Genomic DNA, 16,197 nt, shown 5'->3' with positions numbered 1-16,197 from the left:
AAAAATATTATTGCTGATTATATCATCACAACATCATAATTTTTGGTGATTTTGTCAATTGTAACTTTTTGTTACTCATTAATCATTGGTCACTGATAACTGTTCATAGGCGTGATCAACATAACCCTTACCCCTGAGAAAACCCGTATTAGACCCAGGGCAAATATATTGGAGATTAGTCTCATTAAAGCGATCGGCTAAAAGTTTCACACTTTGTAACTGCCGTGGCCAATGAAAAGTTTTAGAAATGCGTAAAGGCTTGATCTGACCATGTTGATCCGGTAATAAATGCCTACCCGTAAACAAAATTCCTCCATGAGCGTTATCATAGAGACAGGAAGATCCGGGCGAAAATCCGGGAGTCCAAATACCTTGAGTTTGATCAGTTAAGAAAATTTCATTTTCAAAACTTATGACTTTAATTTCTGGTAATAAATAAGCTTCTTGTTCTTGTATAATTATGTCACAATTAAAGGTTTTTTTGATGTCTTTAATGTGTTTAGAGATAGCACCTCGATGGGTTAGATAAAACCACCTGATGCCACCTTGATCGGCTAAAAATTGTTGAGTTTCTTCTGTCCAAGGGGGACTATCAATCAAAATATTGCCAGTTTCTTTGCGCAAATAATAAGCAGTTGCACCTAATGTTTCTCGGTTCGGAGAAAAAGCATATAATTCTGGTAATAATAAGCGTGGGGCTTTCATCTTTGTACTTAATTAATTATGGTAATGATTGTGATTATTATTTATTGTTGATTATTGATTGAGCATTTGTCAATTATTTTTAATTTTTATTTGTTAAGTTTTTTTCTTTCAATTTTGAATTTTTAATATGCAATTTTGGTTAATTTTAATTATAATTTTACTTAGTTTAATGACCTATTCTTCCATTAAACGTTCTGTACAAAAATTTACCACTACTCCCATCTGGTTATTATGGTTAGTGATCATGACTCCGGCTTGGTTGTGGACGGTTTGGAGTTTAATTTATCCTCAACAAAGTCCCCCCCTTGGATTAATTATTATTCCTTTTATTGGTTGTCCTTTTTTATATTGGTTCTTAGTTAATCTAGGAAGAATTAAACCGGAAATTCCTGACAAATCAGAGGTTAAAGGTAAAGATGAACCAATTTTTAGTGTATTAATGGAAAAAGAAAATGAGCAGAAAGTTCGGCCTATTACTAATGATGAAGAAATTGCTTTAAAAAGTTGTTTCCCTTGGGATGTTTTTTATTTACAAAAAATTGATTATCGCCCTCAAGCTATTCTTTGTACGGGTAAATTAAGATCAATTCCCACCGAAGCCTATCAAAAAATTAAACATAATATTGAAAAATTATTTGGCGATCGCTTTTTAGTCTTATTTCAAGAAAGTTTACAAGGACAACCTTTTTTTGCTTTAGTGCCTAACCCTTGGGCTAAGTCTAATCGAGAAATTCCCTCTTTTTTATTACCAAAAAATATTTATCAACCTAAATTAGCTTTTAGTTTATTATTAATAACTCTTTTAACTACCACATGGATGGGGACAGAAATTGCAGGAGTTCCAACGCAACAAATACAAAATAATTTTTCTTTATTATTAACTGGTTTACCCTATAGTTTAGGTTTAATTGCTATTTTAGGACTTCATGAATTGAGTCATTATCTAACAGCAATTTATTATAAAATTCGCACTACTTTACCTTATTTTATCCCTGTTCCTTTCTTTTTAGGAACTTTTGGGGCTTTTATTTCCATGCGATCGCCTGTTCCCCACCGCAAAGCTTTATTTGACATAGCGATCGCCGGGCCTTTAGGCGGCTTGTTGATCACCGTACCCCTGTTATGTTGGGGGCTTTCATTGTCCGATGTGGTGGCCATTGGCAAAGACTCCCATTTATTAAATTTTCAGTCTTTGGATCCCCGTTTTTCTTTATTATTGGCTGTAATTAGTAAATGTATACTAGGAAATGAATTAACTTCAGGAATGGCCATTAATTTGCATCCTTTAGCCGTGGCCGGATATATTGGTTTAATTGTGACGGCCTTAAATTTAATGCCTGTGGGGCAGTTAGATGGGGGTCATATTATTCATGGAATGTTCGGACAACGCACAGCGATCGCAGTGAGTTGGATCAGTCGTTGGTTAATTTTAATTTTAGGGTTAATACATAGCGCCTTTTTATTGTGGGCAATTTTATTATTTTTTATGCCAATAGTTGATCAACCGGCCTTAGATGATGTAACAGAATTAAATGATTTTCGTGATTTTTTAGGATTAGCAACTTTAACATTGTTAGTATTAATTATAATTCCCGTACCTCATCTTTTAGTTGAGTGGTTAAATCTTTAATTTTTTGTTATTTGTTATTGGTTATTGGTGACAAAATTCTGCATTTCTTTTGACAAATAATTGAGCTATTAGATCCTATTTAAAAGTGGAATATAAGTCTAATGATTAACTTTTAAAATTAATAAAAAAATTGGTAAAGTTAATAAACTTAAAATAGTCGAAATTAGGATAATTCTAGCAGTTAAAGGTGCATCTCCTCCAAATTCATTAACAAAAATATAAGAACTAACCGCACTTGGCATCGCCCCTTGTAATACTAATACTTGAAAATCTAATCTTTCTAAATTTAACAAGGAGGCTACCACAATAGACACGATCGGAGCAATAATTAATCTTAATCCTGATGCTAAAAATTCTTTTTTTCCCCAACCATAATCACCTTGACTTAATTGAATACCTAATAATAATAAGGCTAAAGGAATGGCTGTTTGACCTAATAGACATCTCCAATAACTGATAAAGCTTATATGGTAACAGTTTCATCTTTAATCAGCACTCAGCAATCAATCGCCGTAAAGTTAATTTCACGTCAAAATTTCCTCTAAATCTAATTTCCTCCCAAAAGTATGACTGATTAAAACATCAATTACTTCACTTGATGACGATGATTTTACTATTTCTAAAACTAAACTCTCAATTCTTAATCTCACTAACCCACAAACTGTTAAAAATACTGACTGATATTTATCTTTTCTTAATCTAAATCTTTCTCTTGCTACTCGCCATATTTTTATGATTCTAATTAAATGTTCTATAAATATTCTGACCGATGAAATCTTTTTATTTTCTTCTTTTTCTTCCTGAGTTAATACTCCTTTTTTCGGTTTTTTCTTTGGGGTAATAATTTGTGGCTCTCCCACATAAGCTTTATCCCCTTTAAACATTTGATTCATCCCAAACTTCTTGAGATTTTGACGACAAATGTTAATATCACTTGAAGGACCTGGTTTTCCCGCCACTACATCCACAATATCTCGGCCTTTTGGAAGACTAATTAATTGATTTTTAAAAGTATGTTCACATTTTTTTCCACTATAATATTTTTTCTGTTCTTCATAGTCTAAAGGTCTTTCTCTTGGCTGTTCTTCACTATCTACTAATAATTCATTTTCCTTCAATTTTTCCAACATTTCTTCTATTTTTTCTGGGGACTTTTTACTTGTTTCTAGTAAAGAGCATGGCAAAGCTTCTCTCATAATTTTTGCCAATAATCAAACAAATTATTCGCAGTTGATTCACTTACTTGAAAGACGATACCTAATAGTTGAAAACTCAGATGATGTCTTAAATAAATTAAAGTCAAAATAATCTGGTTTTCTTTTGAAAGTTTACTCTCTCTACCACCACCGGAATTGATAATTCTAGTTTTTTGTTTTTCAGATTCTTCTTTTGCTTGTTTCTCCAAGATTAAAAGATGTGCGATTAGCAGTTCTAATTGTTCATAATTAATTCCTAATAATCTTTTAGTTGCTTGTTTGTGATCTTGAATATATTGCCAAGTATAATTACTCATTTTGGCTATTTCTCCTTAAAATTTTTGTTGATGATAGCTTAATTTTTTTATTTCTATTATATTATAGAGATGTCTAATAATTTAATCCCTAATTCTAAATTAAAAGGTAGTTTAATCGAGGCTATATTAAAATAAATTCCACCTAAAGTAGCCCAGAATAAAGGCATTTTGAAAGTTAATTTAAGACCATAATTTAAACCTGCTCCTGTTAATAAAGCAGGGGCAAAAATTGCCATTAAAACTGAGCCTGAAATCATATAAATTAAAGCCCTAGCTAAACCATCATCCCCTAAAGAAAAAGAAATAAAAGGTAATCCTAAATTACCAGTATTAGCGAATAAAGTAGTAGCAATTAAACTTTTATTAAAATTAGGTGAAAAGAGAAAAATTTGCTTAATTATGATGATTAAAGCATATAAAAATAAAGATGTAATTAAAAAGCCAATAATTAAGTCAGTGGCACTATTTAAAGATAGAGAAGAATGGGATAAACTATCAAAAATTAAAGCGGGAGAAAGTACGGAAATATTTAAAATTGAAAGGGTTTTTCCATCAAGATCAAATTTTGTTCCTGCAATATAACCAATAATTATGATTAGAATTACAGGAGCAAGAGCGGAAATTAAAATAGTCATTGTCAACTGATAATTTAATCTTAATCTATAGTAATCTTAGGTGAAATATACCAACCAAAAGTAGGACTATCTTCATTTATATCAAAATCTAATTGACTTTCCGCTCCATCAATGGTTAAACGTAATAAATAATCAGCCGCTTTTACCTTTTCAATGCGAATAGTAATAGAATTACTGTCTTGATGACGTGCTTTTGCATCAAATAAATAGGAAACGGGGGTAGGAATATCCTCCATTGTCCATTCATTCATGGCTAAAACTACCGCCTGTTTTTTGCCAATGGTAAAATTAAGGGTTAAGGTAATTTCGGCTGTTCTTGTTTCATCTCGATTTCGATTGATTGAATCAACATTAATATTAACAATGGTTGGACAAAGCACAAAGGGCAATACATTTGATTCCACATCACGATATTCGGGGGCATTGCCTAGATTGGCTTTCGCTTTAGGGGTACGGGGAACGCCTGTACTAATTTGATGAATGATTTGTAAGCTTTGTACTCCCGCTCTTAATGATTCTAAGGAGATCGCCCCTAAATCGAGGATAATTTCATTAGGGGTAACTTGTTGAGCTTCAACGTAAATGTAATCGCCTATTTTAACTTTAGTTCTCTCATGTTCTAAGTTACGGCCACGAATAATTAATTTACTATCGCAGAAAATGGGATTAAATCTACCCGTTTGATTGATAATTTGTTCTAAGACGGGGCGATCGGGGAAAGGAGTTACACCACCAAGATTGCGGCCACGCACTGGTAAAGCCCGTTTCCAAGGTTCTTCCCCTTCGATCAAGACTACCATCACTTTATACACAACCGATAAAATATAGGGCGTTTGGAAGAAAGCTGACCATGTTTTGGATAGATCATCCAAACTCATATCCAAGGGTAAAATATTAATTTGTTGGATTTGTTCGGCTAAATTAGAATCTTGTAAAAAACTAAAGGTAGAATCGGCTAAGGTTTCTTTAACCATGTCTACCGAGACAATTTTTTTATCATTTAAGGTGCGGATGGTGCTTCCTAAGAGCCTTTGAGGTTCTAAATCCGTATCATTACCATAAAAACTAAAGAGATAATATAAATCTAAAGCGGCCGTGCGAAAAGAGGGATTGCCCTTCACTCGGAAGGGGGTGGCATCCATATTATGAAGGGCTGGATTAGTATTTACTTGATAAAGAAATATATTAACTCCAGATTCCGATGGCCCACTACCCAAGTTAATCGGGCGTAAAGTGGTAACTCTCGCCCCATATAAATCAGACTGGATTCTTTCTTGTAATGTTCTTTGTAATGTGGCTGTAACAGTTGCGATCGCTAGATGATTACTCATATTTGAAAGGTTAAGACTCAATGATCAAGAGCCATTTTGACAAAACAATATTTTTATTTAACTTTAATTTTAAGGCTTTATCTTAATTTTGTAACAAAAATTATAAATTAGTCATTGATTTTATTATTGGTTATTTATAACAAGGCTTGATCACTTTTTTTACTAATCAATTATTCCACTTATTAATTATTACTTGATTTAGGTTGATCTTGTTCAACTAATTCTTTTAATCTTAAGAAAAATCCAGAAGAATCTAAGGGAGGGACAAATTTATGAATAGGTTGAGTTGCAAAATGATAATAAATTAAATCATCAGAAGCACAATGATCATTTACTATCTTAACAGAATTTAAAGAATTTTCTTCTACTTTTGTTTGATCAATTGGCTTTATTTCCCGATCTTGTTTTTGATTAATTGATTCATTAATTACATCTTGATCAATCAGTTTTTCTTCTTGATCTTTGACTTGATTTTTTTGAGGTAAATCAAGATTATTATTACTATCAGATACCGGAGTTAAATAATTAAATGATTGAATAATATTTTTACAAATTAATCTTTCAAATTCTTTAGTAAAATGATAACAAGGAGAGCCTTTTTTTTTCCAACAATTTAAAATTTGCTCCACCGAAAAAGCTTTATAACGCCCTTGATATAAGGCTTCAATCACAGCTAAACGAATCCAAATACCTTGATAATTAATCACCCATTTTTCAATTAATTCTTCAATTGTATAGTCTGCTATGTCAAATCCGTAATGTGTTAGTAATGTTACGGCTTGTGTCACCGTTAATTCATGTTCAATCTTTGTCATCATAATTGAAATTGAGAACGATCATATTTGATTATAATTAAAATTGATTAATTATTCATCTTAATTAAAATATTTTGATAATCAGTTAATAATAATTTTACTTGCTCTTTGTGTTGAGTAATTATTAATAAATAATGTTCACCAACTGGCCTGATTATTAAGGGTTTTCCTTCAATCTTAAATACATTTGTTTGTTGTCCATCTTCATCTATAATAATACCTTGCCCTTGATTATTAAATAATAAAAAACCTTGGGGAATGCTGATCATAAAATCAGGTTTAATTACTAAACTAATGGGTAATAAACGATAGGGTTTAAAATCAATTAAAAATCCTAAATTTACCTCGTTTTTGTCTAGGGCAAAATAACGATAGGGTTGATCAAGATGGGGTATTAATTGATTAAAATGGATGGGAATAGTTAAACTATAGATAAATTTACCTTTACGGGTAAATATTTTTACTTTAGTTTGTTGATTTTTTTCTGGACAAAAAATGATTCCGTAATTTTGATCTAGGGAAACTAAATCATTAGGAAAAGGGGATTTTAATTTAATTTTTAAAGGTTGTTTTTGATAGGTGTTAATTATGCGTAAATAGGCTAATTTCTGTTGATCAATTTCAATTAAACCTGCCCATTTTCCTTGATTTTCAATGGTATTTAAGGTAAAATCTCCCTGTCCTGATAAAATTTGTTTGGCTTGATTGGGGGGTTTATTCTTAATGGCTAATAAACTATAACTTCCTTCTTTTTTCGTTTTTATGATGGCAAAACAGTGGGATTTGGAAGGTTTAAATTGTAAAAATTCCGTTGGTAAATTAATTTTTAATTCTTGTTTTAAATTGCTGGTTAAAATTTCTTTTTCATAAACTAAACAACGAATTTCTTGTTTTAAGCCTAAATATAAACAGTTTTCAATGGCGATAAAATCCCTAATTGATTCTTCTATTTTTTCTTTTTTCAGAATAGTTAAAAAATCGTTATTTTCTTCTAGTTTTGGCGGTAAAAATCGAGGGCTTAAATTAATTTTATTTTCTAAAATTTCCATCGCTTTGTCAATATCTTTTAACATGGCGATCGCTGATTGATAACGGCGGGAAATTAATTTTTCCATCCCCTCTTTTATAATGGGACGTATCACCTCCGGCACGGAGGAAGGGATCACCACCGGCCGACTAATATGGGAAGACATTAATTCCCCCGGAAGCCCTACAAATGGACGTTCTCCCACGATTAATTCATATAAAATCACCCCTACGCCATAAAGATCGGAAGCGGCGGAATATTCCCCATAATATCGCTCTGGTGCCATATAGGCCGGTGATCCCGTATCACCTAAACCGCTAGAAGAACCTCCATCTTCGTGCAATAAACGAGCAACTCCAAAATCCGTAATCTTTGCACACCAAGCATCTTGGGTTAAACTCAATAAAATATTTTCCGGTTTTAAATCACAATGAATAATCTCTTTTTGATGGGCGTGCGCCAATCCTTCTAAAATATTTTTAATTAATTTTAAACTTAAAATGATATTTAATTGACCTTGACTATCTATTAAATCCCGTAAAGTCCCCCCTTCACAATAATCCATTATTAAATATCGTCCTTTTTGATGGTGTTCGATTCCTTGGCATGATACGATATTAGGATGATGTAAAGTCATTAAAATGCGCAGTTCTCTTAAAAATTTATGGGTAGGAAAACGCTGAGGATGTAAGTCTTTGAGGGCAACTAATTGACCAGTTTGACGATGAATACCACAAAAAACCTGTCCAAACTGTCCTTGTCCAATTAGTCCTAATTGACGATAATTAGATCGGGGGAATTGTTTTTGAAAGAAAACAGATTTTGTGAACATATATTGATTAAGAAAAATAGGTTAATATTTTAAAATATCATACAACAATTAATTAAATTATTATATTACTTATGAATAATAATTCATTAGACCCCTTTGGAGAAAAAAAACTTAAACAGTTACAACTGTGGTTTTATTTATTGCCCTTTGTGGGCATTTTCCCCGCTTTATGGGCTTTATCTCGCCCTCAAACATCAATTAAGGAAAGGGCAGTTAGTCGTTTATCCGTCAATTTAGGTTTAAGTTGGTTAATTATTTATAGTTTATTATGGTTAGGTTCATTTTCGGGTGCTGAAGTTTTAAATTTTCGTTTATTATTCTTAAATGGATTATTAACTTCTGGTTATTTTTTAGCTTGTTTTATTTTTATGATTCAAGTTTGGCGGGGCAAAAATCCTAGTTTTAAATAATTTTAATTTGCTCTTTGTGCCTCTGGAGCTAAGGGTTAGAAGAATTTTTAAGATAAAAATTAATTCTTTCTTCTAATTGAGTCACTGTTAAATTTTTAGTAAAATATTCCACTAAACCATGGCCAAAAGCCCACGCATTTTGTTTTGAAAATTCATTATTTTCTAATACAATAGACCATAAAGATAACAGATCAAATTGATCAGGATTTAATAATAATGATAATTCATAAGCCATTTGTAACTTGCCGATGGCAATGGGTAATTTTTCGATGGGAATTTGTTCGGCTAAAAGATAGGCCAGAGTAGGCGATCCCGTTGTTAAAGTGGAAATAAATTTTAAAATCGGACTTTTTAAGAGGGTTGTGAGTCCTGATGTGGTTGACATTTGATTGCTATATTGTTCGATAATACTAGCGGCCGCTAAGATTTTTGCTTCTTGATTACGGAAAAAACGGGCTAAACGGTTTTGTTTTGAGGGTTCTAAGTTTTGAATTAAGGTAGTTGCCAGAAGCTCATCACCGTAGGAAGCTCGATTTATTTTTTGCTCATAATTTACAATCGGGATAAAATAATCACAATATTTATTCAAATTTTCTTGACGATATTTAACCGTTTCTCTGATGGCAATTTCTTTTTTTGCTGTGCCTGTTTGCCAGTTATAGGGCGGTTTCCATTCTTTGATCGGCCGTAGGCGATCGATTTGGGAAATAATTGTTATAATTTTAATATCTTCAATTTCTGCTTTAATTAATTTAATAAAATCTAAATCTATTTGTAAAGTAGGATCTAAAGCCGGAGTAACTAATAAAATTAAATCAATTTTAGGTAAATAATCTAAGACTTTTTGCCGTAAATTTTCACCTTTGATTTGTTCATAACCCGGACTATCATAAATTGTGAGTTTTTCCCCTGTATTAGCGAACCATTGATAACTCTTAACATCCTCTGTATTGGGTAATAAATTAACTTCGGCTTGATCTGATTGAAACAGAGTGTTAATTAAACTACTTTTCCCCGCACCTGTACGCCCTACTAATAATAAATTTAAAGGTTTTTCTCTTATTTTCTCAATTGGCTCTGCTTCTTCTAAAATTAATTGTAATGTTTTAGTTTCTTTAGGGGGTAAACTCGATTTATTCTCTAATAATTCTAATTCTGGGATCACCGTTTGACCATATAAAGCTATCGCTTGACGACAGAGATTTTTTAAAGCAGAGGCTTTTAAGATTTGATTAAGATTACCTAATAATTCTTGATTAGCCTTATTTAAAGAAGTTTGAGCGGCCTGTTTAGCGGCGGCGGCCGTGGGATTAAATACCCATTGACTCAAATTCCAAATTTGCAATAATTTACGAGCCGAAGGCTCAATTTTTTTATATACCTCATAACCCTGATAAGCCTGTGCAATGCTAACTTGATTCAAAACTGGGGCTAATTTTTCCATCACCTGATCCATCTCATCAACAGTGCCACGAATGAGCTTATACGCTTGGGGTATATAGATATTCAGTAAAGGATATTTAACTTCAGGGTAATAAAGATGTGCCAGATCTGTCACCAAATTTTGACATCTTTGCCAAAAAGCTTGTAGATCTTGCCAGATAGGGGGATCGGCCTCTGATGCTTTAATTTGTTTTTCCAAAACAATTTGGATTTTTGCTAAAAGTTCTGGTTTAATAGATTGTTGAAGGTGAATATTATTTAAGTTTAAATCCTGATTTATTTCAGTAATTATTCCCTCTAATTGTTGAGTAATGGGTTTTGTCCATTTGACTAATAACCACCGCCAAGCTGAAAAAATTAAGATAAAAATAGCCCAAATCCAATTAATTCCCCAATAATGTATTTGCACTGCGGCCGCAAATAATAGAAAACTGGCCACGAGGATCAGGGGAAATGCTAAAATTAACCATTGCGATCGCTGTAATTTCATCATAATTTTGTGATTGGTTTTTGTTGTGAGTTATTTGTGGGATGGGCTTTTAGCCCGTCACAGACAAGATCTGTGGGTCACAGATGCTAAAATTATAATTGATTTGCCACAAATTATTGAAAATTGTCATACAATTATTATTAAATTCAAATATCAATTAAAGGAATTATTTATGAACAATAAACAAGAAAAAATTTGTATTTTAGGAGGCGGTTTTGGGGGCTTATATACCGCTTTGCGATTGAGTCAACTTCCTTGGGAAATGGAATATAAACCGGAAGTTATTTTAATAGATAAAAATGATCGTTTTCTCTTTACTCCTTTACTTTATGAAATAGTAACAGGGGAAATGGAAAATTGGGAAATTGCACCTAGTTTTTCCCAATTATTACAGGGTACTTCTGTTAAATTTTATCAAGATCAAATTACAGAAATTGATCTCAATAATCAAGCAATTAAATTAACAGAAAATCAAACTTTAAATTATACTAAATTAGTAATAGGTTTAGGGGGTGTTGCTCAAGATTTTAACATTAAAGGACTTAAAGAAAATGCTTTATCTTTTCGCAATTTAAAAGATGCTGAAACTTTAAAAAATCGTTTACGTTTATTAACTAAAACTAACCCAGAAAAAATTAGAATTGTCATTATTGGCGGTGGTTATACAGGAGTAGAATTAGCTTGTAATTTAGCTGATAATTTAGGGAGAAAAGCCCGAATTAGGATAGTCGAAAAAGGTGAACAAATTTTAAAAAATGCAGATAGTTTTAATAAAAAATTAGCCGAACAAGCCTTAAAAGATAGAGGTGTTTGGCTAGATTTAGAAACAGAAATAGAAAGTATAGAAGCAAATCAAATTAACTTATCTTATAAGGATAAAATTGATAATATTCCCGTTGATTTAGTCCTATGGACAGTGGGTAGTGAAGTCAATCCTTTAATTAAAAATTTAGATTTACCCTCTCATAAATCGGGGAAACTATTAATAAATCAATATTTACAAATATTAGAAAATCCCGATCTTTTTGCCTTAGGAGATTTAGCTTATTTAACAGAAATTAATGATCAAAATTTACCTTCGACTGCACAAGTAGCCTTACAACAAGCTGATTTTTGTGCATGGAATATTTGGGCGCAAATTCATCATAAACCATTGTTACCTTTTAGTTATCAAAATTTAGGTGAAATGATGACTTTAGGTTTAAATAATGCAACTTTAAGCGGTTTAGGAATACAATTAGATGGTTTATTAGCACATTTAACTAGACGTTTAATTTATTTATATCGTTTTCCCACTTGGCAACATCAATTAAATGTTGGGATCAATTGGTTATTTAAACCATTTATGCCAATTAATAATTATTAATTATTAATTGATAATTGATAGTTAATATTTATTTTTGATAAATAACAAAAAATAACTAATAAATAATAAATAATATGATACAAACACCAAAAGTAATTTTTTTTGATGCGGTTGGCACATTATTTGGTATCAAAACTACAGTAGGGGAAATTTATCGAAATTTTGCCAAAGAAATAGGCTTAGAACTATCAACAGATCAGTTAAATCAAGCCTTTAAAAAAAGTTGGCAAAATGCTTCTAGTCCGGTATTTTCAGGGGTTGATTCCCAACAAATTCCCGAAGCAGAATATAAGTGGTGGAAAGAGATTGTGGAAAGAACATTTCAAGAAGTAGGAGCATTTGAAAAAATCCCCGATTTTAAGGCTTTATTTACTAAAATTTATGCCCATTTTGCCACGGCCGATCCTTGGGAAGTTTATCCCGATACGATTAAATCTCTTAAAAATTTACATCAAAATGGGCTAGAAATGGGGGTTATTTCTAATTTTGATACCCGCCTATATGCCCTGTTAGAATTATTAGGATTAAGTCAATATTTTCAAAGTGTAACTATTTCATCCTATACGGGGTCTGCCAAACCAGATCCGCGCATTTTTTTAGCGGCTTTAGAAAAACATAATTGCCCTCCCTCCCATGCTTGGCATATTGGCGATAGTTTTAAAGATGACTATGAAGGGGCGAAAGCAGTAGGAATTAAACCAATTTTAATTAAACGTGATAAAATTTTATTTTAATCAATTAAAAAGTAAAAAAAATCCCCTGATCAGCAAAATTAAAACATAATTATAAACAGCGAATATAGGGAATTAAAATAGGATGAATAAATTGATATTTAATCTCTAAAGTATCAAAAACTTTGATGATTAAATGAGATTCTGCTAAAATTTCTAAAATCAAATTAATTTTTTGTTTAATCCGAAAAGAATAATTAATTAATTTTAAATCCTTCATTAATTCCCTCGTTGTTTTAGGAATAGATAATCCTCCATTTTTTTCTGTTAATAAATATAAAATTGTTTTAGCCAATTCACGGTTATTTTCTCCGCACAATTCAAAAATATAATCTAAAAAATCTTGCCAAATTTTGGTTAAACTCTCCCCCTGATCATTGTGATAATTTTCCCTATATTCATCCACAGTAAAAATTTTTCTTTTTTCCAATTGTGACATCACAATATTTAATTCAATCGCTTTAATTTCTTGATTTTTTTGATTTAATTGATCACAGATCAATTCAATTAATTCTGGAGTAAAAGGAAAATTAAATCTGTCATGCAAAATAGTCCATTCTTTTTTAATTTCTTGAGAATTAAGATCATTAATTTTATAAAAGTTTTGTAAATTGAGGATTTGAGCTAATTCTAATAAGTTAAATAAACTAGATGTTTCCATCACGAAAATAACTTTAAAATGATTTAATTCTTGTAAAGAATTAATCAAAACTAACCAATCATTTTGCTCTTTTTGTTGGGTAAAAGAAGAACAAAATAAGCGTTCTAATTGATCAAAAATAAGTAAAATATTATTATTAGTTTTACCTTCCAATTGATTATTAATCATTTCAGCTAAATTAGTTAACTGATTAATGTCATGAATTAAATTTGTTTTTTCTTGATATTGGGGATTAATTTTTAACAATAACTCATCGAAAAAATTACCAAGTTGTTCCATCCATTTATTATTATTATAATTATTAATGATCGAAGGATACCATTGACAATCTTGATCATAACATTGTAAAAATGGCACAATTCCCAACTCTAAAAAGGTAGTTTTTCCTATCCCATAATTACCATGTAAAACTAAAACTTTTTGACGGGGAAAATTAAGTTGATTAATCATCTTATTCAAATCATTATTTCTACCAGATAAACCAATATTTATTTGATTAATTTGATTCAAAGTTAATTGATAATAATATTTGGAAAAATTTTGACTTAAATTTAAAACTTTTCTAGTTTTCAAATAGCCAAATTCAACAAAAAAACACTGTTGATATTGCTGAATAATTGATTGTTTTTCTTGTTGAATTTTAAAAGCTTTTAAAAAATCTTTTTGAGCGAAATAATAGCCAAATAAAAAATTAAATAAATAAATTTTGAAGGGAATATTCTCAGTAAATTCTACGAAAAATTTAGCTCTATTGAAGTTTTTTAAAGCTTCTTCTTTTTGTCCTAATTGATCTTGAATTTTGCCAATTAAAAATAAAAATAAACTCTGTTCTTCTGGAAATTCTTGTTCAGTTAAATTTTGTTGTTCTATCAAAATCATAAAAGCTTTTTTCATGAATGTTTCTGCTTTTTTCGATTGATTTTTAGCTAAATTAATTTGAGCTAAATAAGCTAAATTTTTTGCATTGATGATAATTGAACTATAAGCTCGATGTAAGGGAATAGCCCGATCAATAATTAGTTGTAATTGTTCCCATTCCTCTAATGCTGTGAGAATTTCTGCCAAAAAATGAATCATTTTGGCCATGCGATCACTTCTTTCTAATTCAGTAAAATAATTAAGACATTGTTCAAAATATAATTGAGCTTTTTTTAAATAAATTTTTTCTGTTAATAAATTAAACCATGCTATTTGATACCAATAACATCCTAAAGCGTAATTAATACAGGCTTTACGAATTAAATTATCACTATATTGTAACAGATTTAAACTTTCTTCAAAATGTTGTAAAGTTTTTTCATTTCCTCCTTCCATAATTCCTAAAATAAATTTTAAACTTCCCTCAATTTCTCGATCAAGTTTAATCTGAAAAATCTCAATTTTTTGGGTGGCAATTTTCAATTTTTGATAGCGTTCGGAATTAATTTGTAAATTGAAACTTTCATAATCAATAAAAGAGCCAATTTGAGTATTTAAAATAGTAGCAAATATTTCAGAAATAATCCCATTAAGAAAAGTTAATACTGGATCAATTAAACTCATTTGTTCAAAAATATTTAATTTAATCCCATAAATTTTTTGGATATATTCGTGATAATTATCATTGACTAAATAACAATGTAACTTATGTTTAAGAGTTAAAAAATAATCTAAATGTTCATAAGCATTTTGACTCCACATTAATTCAACACTTAAATTTTTAGCTTCTTCCATTAGTTTTAAGGCTGTTGAAATTACTTTTTCTTGTAATACTTCTGTGATGATTTTCGGTAAATTATGATCGGTTTTGATTGAATAAATATCCGTATGAACTAAACATTTAATCATGAAAGAAAAAGATAAAGAATAATTCTGTTCTAGCTCATAAATTAGTTCTTGTAATTTACTTAAAATATAAACCATTTTAATGCCATCAAAACCTTGATTATTTAGGGTATTATGTAACCATAAACCAATAAAATATTCTTGATGATAAGCATATAAATTACCGCCCATCTTTTGCAGAATATCTTGAAGTTTGTAATAAAAATCTTCTAAAATTTGTCTAGTAATTTGAGGGGGCAAAATTTCTTCTAATTCACTTAAATTTTCCAGATAAATAACAACTACACTACTCAAAGAAAGAGGGGCTTTTTCTACTATTTCTGGTTCAAAATCTGCTTCTATTTCAACGTAAGCTCCACTAAAAACCTGCTCATCTTCAAGATGTGTTTCAATACCGGAATTAATGGGTTCGCTCACCGTAGTAATTGGGGCATTAAATTTTAATCTACTTTGACCAAAAACAATCACATCTCCATGATATAAAATAGTTGGTAAATTGACAATTTTATTATTGATTAATGTTCCGTTTCGAGTGCCTAAATCAATTAAAGAATAGGTTTTGTGATTGATTCTTTTTATAATAGCATGGTGACGGGAAACCCATTGATCTAAAATGATTATATCATTATCATTGCTACGTCCAATCGTAAAATCATGATAACCTTCTAACAAAAATTCCTGCTCCCCTTGAGCAGTATATAAAATTAATGAAGCTGAAGAAGATTGAGTCATGTTTTTTAAGTAATAACTAATTAATAAACAATAAATAATAAATAATAAATAA

At 30.6% G+C, this 16,197-nt stretch carries 14 protein-coding genes; 4 read left to right on the top strand and 10 right to left on the bottom strand.

Annotation, left to right across the window (positions count from 1 at the left end; genetic code table 11):
- Positions 1–78: 78 nt before the first annotated feature.
- Entirely contained in the window at positions 79–705 is a 627-nt protein-coding gene (locus Anndu_RS14080) for an MBL fold metallo-hydrolase (RefSeq protein ID WP_464101808.1), read from the bottom strand.
- Positions 706–832: 127 nt separating this feature from the next.
- On the opposite strand from Anndu_RS14080, the gene Anndu_RS14075 reads away from it, so the two are divergent.
- Positions 833–2,335 carry a site-2 protease family protein gene (locus Anndu_RS14075; RefSeq protein ID WP_464101807.1) on the top strand — a complete coding sequence of 501 codons (1,503 nt, stop codon included), beginning with the start codon at positions 833–835 and terminating at the stop codon, positions 2,333–2,335.
- Between the two features lie 98 nt (positions 2,336–2,433).
- Here the strand turns inward: Anndu_RS14075 and Anndu_RS14070 are convergent, their stop codons facing one another.
- The 7 genes from Anndu_RS14070 to Anndu_RS14040 form a co-directional block, all read right to left on the bottom strand.
- On the bottom strand, positions 2,434–2,730 hold the full coding sequence (locus Anndu_RS14070; RefSeq protein ID WP_464104104.1) for an AEC family transporter: 297 nt from the start codon (positions 2,728–2,730) through the stop codon (positions 2,434–2,436).
- Positions 2,731–2,859: 129 nt separating this feature from the next.
- Positions 2,860–3,531, bottom strand: a complete 672-nt coding sequence (locus tag Anndu_RS14065) for an HARBI1 family protein (protein ID WP_464101806.1) — start codon at positions 3,529–3,531, stop codon at positions 2,860–2,862.
- The gene (locus tag Anndu_RS14060; protein ID WP_464100878.1) at positions 3,528–3,848 is read right to left on the bottom strand and encodes a helix-turn-helix domain-containing protein; all 321 of its coding nucleotides are present in this window, start codon (positions 3,846–3,848) and stop codon (positions 3,528–3,530) included. Before Anndu_RS14060 ends, Anndu_RS14065 begins: the two co-directional genes overlap by 4 nt.
- A 56-nt stretch (positions 3,849–3,904) precedes the next feature.
- Complete coding sequence (locus tag Anndu_RS14055) at positions 3,905–4,483, bottom strand: AEC family transporter (RefSeq protein ID WP_464101805.1); 579 nt, start codon at positions 4,481–4,483, stop codon at positions 3,905–3,907.
- Between the two features lie 20 nt (positions 4,484–4,503).
- Positions 4,504–5,814, bottom strand: coding sequence for a Pvc16 family protein (locus tag Anndu_RS14050; RefSeq protein ID WP_464101804.1), 1,311 nt, complete (start codon positions 5,812–5,814; stop codon positions 4,504–4,506).
- 182 nt (positions 5,815–5,996) lie between these two features.
- A complete protein-coding gene (locus tag Anndu_RS14045) occupies positions 5,997–6,632 on the bottom strand; it encodes a hypothetical protein (protein ID WP_464101803.1) in 636 nt (211 codons plus the stop codon).
- A 44-nt stretch (positions 6,633–6,676) separates the two neighbouring features.
- Entirely contained in the window at positions 6,677–8,488 is a 1,812-nt protein-coding gene (locus tag Anndu_RS14040) for a serine/threonine-protein kinase (RefSeq protein ID WP_464101802.1), read from the bottom strand.
- Positions 8,489–8,559: 71 nt separating this feature from the next.
- On the opposite strand from Anndu_RS14040, the gene Anndu_RS14035 reads away from it, so the two are divergent.
- A complete protein-coding gene (locus Anndu_RS14035) occupies positions 8,560–8,898 on the top strand; it encodes a hypothetical protein (protein WP_464101801.1) in 339 nt (112 codons plus the stop codon).
- Between the two features lie 28 nt (positions 8,899–8,926).
- Here Anndu_RS14035 and Anndu_RS14030 read toward each other — a convergent pair whose 3' ends face one another.
- A complete protein-coding gene (locus Anndu_RS14030) occupies positions 8,927–10,834 on the bottom strand; it encodes a GTPase family protein (protein WP_464101800.1) in 1,908 nt (635 codons plus the stop codon).
- Between the two features lie 169 nt (positions 10,835–11,003).
- Between Anndu_RS14030 and Anndu_RS14025 the strand changes: the two genes are divergently transcribed.
- Together Anndu_RS14025 and Anndu_RS14020 are read left to right on the top strand one after the other, a co-directional pair.
- Entirely contained in the window at positions 11,004–12,197 is a 1,194-nt protein-coding gene (locus Anndu_RS14025) for an NAD(P)/FAD-dependent oxidoreductase (protein WP_464101799.1), read from the top strand.
- Positions 12,198–12,271: 74 nt separating this feature from the next.
- Positions 12,272–12,931: an HAD-IA family hydrolase gene (locus Anndu_RS14020; protein ID WP_464101798.1), complete on the top strand. Its 660-nt coding sequence runs from the start codon at positions 12,272–12,274 to the stop codon at positions 12,929–12,931.
- A gap of 49 nt (positions 12,932–12,980) precedes the next feature.
- Here Anndu_RS14020 and Anndu_RS14015 read toward each other — a convergent pair whose 3' ends face one another.
- Entirely contained in the window at positions 12,981–16,145 is a 3,165-nt protein-coding gene (locus tag Anndu_RS14015) for an FHA domain-containing protein (RefSeq protein WP_464101797.1), read from the bottom strand.
- Positions 16,146–16,197: the final 52 nt, after the last annotated feature.

Source organism: Annamia dubia NIES-4383, assembly GCF_055394725.1.
Note: the sequence above shows the minus strand (reverse complement) of the source record. Positions and strands in the feature narration are given on the sequence as shown.